Source organism: Frankia sp. CoBUL1, from assembly GCF_978021245.1.
In genome coordinates, this window is the sequence record NZ_CDXDOS010000237.1 from 1 (window position 1) to 5,300 (window position 5,300).

At 67.8% G+C, this 5,300-nt stretch carries 6 protein-coding genes; 3 read left to right on the plus strand and 3 right to left on the minus strand.

Features of this window, described 5'->3' with window-relative positions; all coding sequences use genetic code 11:
- Positions 1–255: 255 nt before the first annotated feature.
- Together AC08OX_RS14590 and AC08OX_RS14595 are read right to left on the minus strand one after the other, a co-directional pair.
- Positions 256–450 (minus strand): ferredoxin, encoded by a 195-nt coding sequence (locus tag AC08OX_RS14590; RefSeq protein ID WP_476608322.1) that lies wholly within the window; start codon positions 448–450, stop codon positions 256–258.
- 44 nt (positions 451–494) lie between these two features.
- Entirely contained in the window at positions 495–1,694 is a 1,200-nt protein-coding gene (locus AC08OX_RS14595) for a cytochrome P450 (RefSeq protein ID WP_476608323.1), read from the minus strand.
- A gap of 574 nt (positions 1,695–2,268) precedes the next feature.
- Between AC08OX_RS14595 and AC08OX_RS14600 the strand changes: the two genes are divergently transcribed.
- The 3 genes from AC08OX_RS14600 (at position 2,269) to AC08OX_RS14610 (ending at position 4,701) form a co-directional block, all read left to right on the plus strand.
- A complete protein-coding gene (locus tag AC08OX_RS14600) occupies positions 2,269–2,517 on the plus strand; it encodes a hypothetical protein (RefSeq protein WP_011436037.1) in 249 nt (82 codons plus the stop codon).
- A gap of 304 nt (positions 2,518–2,821) precedes the next feature.
- The gene (locus AC08OX_RS14605; RefSeq protein WP_476608324.1) at positions 2,822–3,082 is read left to right on the plus strand and encodes a hypothetical protein; all 261 of its coding nucleotides are present in this window, start codon (positions 2,822–2,824) and stop codon (positions 3,080–3,082) included.
- A gap of 140 nt (positions 3,083–3,222) precedes the next feature.
- The gene (locus AC08OX_RS14610; protein WP_476608325.1) at positions 3,223–4,701 is read left to right on the plus strand and encodes a hypothetical protein; all 1,479 of its coding nucleotides are present in this window, start codon (positions 3,223–3,225) and stop codon (positions 4,699–4,701) included.
- Positions 4,702–4,755: 54 nt separating this feature from the next.
- Here the strand turns inward: AC08OX_RS14610 and AC08OX_RS14615 are convergent.
- Positions 4,756–5,300: ATP-binding cassette domain-containing protein (locus AC08OX_RS14615; protein WP_476608326.1), on the minus strand; the 545-nt coding region annotated here is incomplete at its 5' end.

The following is a 5,300-nucleotide window of genomic DNA, read 5'->3' on the forward strand; positions in this document are numbered from 1 at the left end:
CCCTGGAGCGGCACGGAACCACGCATCAGGGTCTTGAGGCGGCATCAGGGTCTTGATGCGCCGCGATCCGTCAGCTCATCAACCTATTATGATCAGCGGAGACCGGATCTCGCCCGCCATCCGGACGTGCGCCCGACGACCCCGGTCGCGACGCATCGGAGGTGCCATGTCCACGCCGCCGGGATCCACGCCGCCCACGGATAGCTTCACCAGCAGCTGCACCGCGTGACGCCCGCCGGGCGGCCGACCCGTTCGTCAGTCGTCCAGCACGCGCAGCGCCTTCGACGGACACAGCGCGACCGATCGACGCACGGCGTCCAGCCGACCGGCGGCGATCTCTTCGATCAGGGTGACGACGAGGCCGTCGTCACCCTGATCGAAGACCTCCGGCGCGGTCATCACGCACATCCCAGCGCCGACACAGACGGCGCGATCAGCGACAATCTTCATGCGACACCCTCCTGTTCCGCCCTCTTCCACCAGGTGACCGGGTCTCACCAGGTGACCGGGAGTGCGTGCAGCCCGTGTACGACATGATGGGCACGGAACGCGACCTGTTCGTAGGGCACGGCCAGCGCGAGATCGGGGAAGCGTCGCAGCAGCGCGGGGAACGCGATGCGCATCTCCATCCGGGCCAGCGGCGCTCCCAGGCAGTGGTGCACGCCGTGGCCGAAAGCGACGTGACCGGGAGCGCCACGGGTGATGTCGAGCCGGTCCGGATCCCCGACGAGAGCCGGGTCTCGGTTGGCCGCGGGTAGCGCCAGGAGCAGTTGTTCGCCCGCCGGGATGCGGTGACCGGCGATCTCCACCTCGGTCGTCGTCGTGCGGGGCACACCGGAGGGCACGATGGACAGCCACCGCAGCAGTTCCTCGACGGCGGGCTCGACCTGGGCCGGATCGTCGCGGACCATGGCGAGCTGGTCGGGATGGCGCAGCAGCGCCAGGGTGCCGAGAGCAAGCATGTTCGACGTCGTCTCGTGCCCGGCGACCAGCAGCAGCGAGGCGATGCCGACCAGCTCGGCGGTGCTCAGTTCGTCGCCGTGCTCGCGCACCAGCATGCCCAGCAGATCCTCGCCCGGGGCCGCCTGCGCCCGCGTGACCAGCCCGGCCATGTACGCACGGGCCTCGCGCTGCAGGGCCAGCCGCTGCTCGATCGGCAACGAGGCGTCGATCTGCCGGCGGGTGCGGTGCTGGAACTCCGCGCGGTCGGAATACGGCACCCCCAGCAACTCGCAGATCACCAGCGACGGCACCGGAAGCGCGAAGGTCGCGACCAGATCGGCCGGCCGGCCGGCCCGTTCCACCTCGTCGAGCGCCGCGTCGACGATGTCCCGGATCCGCGGCTCCAACCCGCGCATCCGGCGCACGGTGAACTCCGGGGTGAGCATCCGGCGCAGCCGGGTGTGATCTGGCGGATCGAACGCGAGCATCTGCCCCGCCCGCAGTTCGGCGATTTCCTCATTACTCAGGACGGGACCGCCAGGACCTACGACCCACTGATTGACGTTGCTGAACCTGCCCGGATCCGCGAGTATCTCGCGGACGTCCTCGTACCGGCTGACCAGATACGCGGGTACCCCGAACACGGTGACAACGCGGCAGACGCCGTCGGTGTCCCGGATCCGGACGAGTTCCTCGATCGGATCGAACTGCGCTCGCCGTATATGCAGCGGAACTATCGGTGCCGCGGCCATCGCCTGTCCACCCTTCGTCGTTCACGCGGGACCTCGGACACCGACGACGCTACCATCCACGCGAAAAATTGCTGTCGTTTGAACGGACCGCATCCGGATATCCACCGCCGAAGATAACCCCGAGGAAGAGAACGTCCATCAACGAGTGGATCGAAACTGTTCGACACTGGTCAGTATTATTTTATATTTTTTGACAAAATTCATCATAGTTCAATATTGCCTACCGCTTTCGATTACCCATCTACCGCCATCGGGAAAAATGCCATGATGAATCATCCGTAGAGAATCGGCCTTCCCCACGCCAGGCTCGCGCCCGGGCTCGGATGATGATCCGACCACCCGCCGAGTGGGCCTGGACCGGTCAGATCAACCGAGGACAAGATCCGTGTTGCGGAGGGTGACCGCGGCTCCTACAGTTCGGTTGTACCACCGGATTCCGCGGAATCCGCGGATGCCGCAGATGCCGCGCCCTCCGGTGAGTGCTGACCCCGCGCCGGCCGATTCCTCGCCACCGGCCGGTGCCCCACATCCTGCGTCATGACGGGTACCGAGCGACACACAGGGGAGCCAGAAGATGAGGGACCGCAGGGAGACAGACGTCGTCGAGCTGGCGCAAGAACACGCGGAGCTGCTGCCCGAGCGCATGACCCTGGCTGCGATCGAGATAAACCGCACCGAGTTCGACCCCACCTTCTACCCGGTCGGCTCGCCGGGCAGCAACAACGCCCAAATCGATAATCATCCGGAGCCGCAGACCGCCTACAGCGACGGAGCGTTCGTCAAAACCATCGCCAACAGCTGGAACCGCATCGAGCAGTGGTGAGCTCCGGAACGATTCTGCTCCTCACGCCGGTCTCCCCGGCCGGGTAACCGCACCCGACCACGTTCTCCCGAGGTCGCCAAGGGCACCGTGCACCCGCGGCCACCGGCCGGCCGACTATCCTTCGGCCGGCCGGAAGGCATGCCCTCGCCTCAGTCAGGCCGATCCGAGAAGGCCAGCCGAAGTTTCGACCGACGCTGGCACGACCGTGACACACCTTGTGCAGGTACTGGCCACCAGGTTGAGCGGTGGCTAGCGTTCCCACCGCCCGAATATCCGAGGCAACTCAGATCGGTGGGAAACAAGAATGAACGATATCACGGGCAACTGCGCCGGCAAGCTGAATGGAGAACTGTTCTTGGAATGGGCGGAACTACTACCCGAGCGGACGACTCTCGCCGCGGTCGAGATCGGTCGGAAGGAGTTTGACCCAACCTTCTTTCCGGTCGGCTCCCCCTGGTCGAAAATGGCACAGATCGACGCTCATGCGGAGCCGCAGGTCGCCGGTGGATTTCTGCCCATTCTCATCACGCTGGTACCGAGCATCAACATCATCATACAGAAATAACACCGACCGCTTTACCACTTTACCACTACGATCGACAGATACACCGCCGGATTCCTCCGGGGTGGTCACCCGGCCGGCCGCCGGTCGACGGACCGGCGGCCGGCTTCCCGCCAGTTCATGACAATGAGGATGGGACGCAGATGACCGAGTCCACCCGGTCGTCCACCCGGTCGTCCACCCGGCCGACAACGATGCCGCCGGTGCCTTCCAAACCGGACCGGACGCCCGACCTCACCGATATCACCGGCGTCACCGATATCACCGGCGTCACCGATCCGACGGGCGTTCCCGGGCCGACCGAGGTACCCGCCAGACCGAGCCGGGCCGACGGCCTGGCGCTACTCGGCGAGTTCACCGGGTCGGGCCTGGCCCGACCCGTCTTCCTGGCCCGCCGCGCCGACGGTCAGGTCGTCGCACTCACCGAACTGCTCGCGCACATCCTCGAAGCGGCGGACGGCGCCCGCGACGTCGCCGCGATTGCCGACCGGGTCACGGTGGTCTGCGCCCGCCGGATGAGTGGCGCCGACGTCGCGTACCTCGTAGCGGATCGGCTCATGCCACTCGGCCTGATCGCCAGCGAGAACGGCGTCACCCCGGCACCACGGGCGAAGGCGCTGTTCACACTCGCAGCCCGGCACACCCTGTTACCCGCGCCGGCCGTGCACCGGGTCAGCCGGGTGTTCGCGATGCTGTTCCGGCCAGCGGCCGTGGCCCTGCTGCTGGCCCTGCTGGTGGTCACCGACGTGTGGACGTTCGCCCGGCACAGCGTCCGAGACAGCGCGGCGGAGGTGCTCGCGACCCCGGCCCTGATCCTGGTGGTGGTCGGCCTGGCCCTCGCCGGCGCGCTGTTCCACGAATGCGGGCACGCCGCGGCCTGCCACTACGGCGGTGCCCGCCCGGGAGTCATCGGTTTCGGCATGTACCTGGTGTGGCCGGCCTTCTTCACCGACGTCACCGACTCCTACCGGCTGAGCCGGCTCGGCCGGCTGCGCACCGACCTCGGCGGCATCTATTTCAACGGACTGTTCGTTCTGCTGCTCGCCGGGGCTCTCGCGCTCACCCACGCCGGTGTGCTGGTGACCGCCGTCGTCCTTGTCCACCTGGATGCCATGCGCCAGCTTGCGCCCTTCGTCCGGCTGGACGGCTACTACATCGTCAGCGACCTGGCCGGGGTACCGGACCTGTTCAACCGGATGGGGCCGGCGCTACGCGCGACGCTGCCACGGCGACGCAACCGCGTCCCGCGCGGGCGGCCTGCCCGATCAGCAGGACGGCCCCAGCCGGACGGACTGACCCGACCGGACGGACTGACCCGGCCGGCCCGGATCGTGGTGACCGCTTGGGCGCTGCTCGCGGCGCCGCTGATCCTGGTGAACCTGGTCGTGCTCATGGTCTCGGTTCCGTTCGCGCTTACCCGGACGACCCGGGCCATGTGGGACTATCTCGGGCTGGCGGGCCGGGCGACCCATGACGGGAAGCTGGTCACCGCATTCGCGGAGGTCGTCTCCGCGCTTCTGGTCGCGCTGCCGGCCGGCGGGATGCTGTTCGTGCTGTTCCTGCTCGCCCGGGGCGTGCTACGGGCGGTCCGGGCGCACCGGGAAGGCTGCCGACGCGGGTAACGGCCTCCCGCCGGCCAGCTCGCAACGGCACCACCACCGACAGCCCCCACCCGATCAGACGACGGTGGGCCGGTAGAGGCGGGCGTAGGCACCGCCGTCGGCGAGCAGCTCGCTGTGCGTACCGTCCTCGACGATCTGGCCGTGGTCCATCACGTAGATGCGGTCGGCGTCAATCACCGTGGACAGCCGGTGCGCGATCACCAGGCACGCCCGCCCCACCGCGAGCCGGTCCAGGGCGGTGCGCACGGCGGCCTCGGAGACGGTGTCCAACGCCGAGGTCGCTTCGTCCAGCACCAGCACCCGTGGTGACTGCAGCAGGACCCGGGCGATGGCCAACCGCTGCCGCTCACCACCGGACAACCGGTAGCCCCGAGCGCCGACCCGGGTCGCCAGACCCTCGGGCAGCCGGTCGAGCAGAGCGGAGAGGCTGGCGGCCGCCAGGGCGGCACGCAGCTCGTCGTCGGTCGCGTCCAACCGGCCGTAACGGAGGTTCGCCGCGATCGTGTCATGGAACAGATGCGGGTCCTGAGCTTGTCGTTTAACCTGTCGGTCCTTCAGATCCTGCGGCTGTTGACCTGTCCGTGGTCTTCCCGACTGGT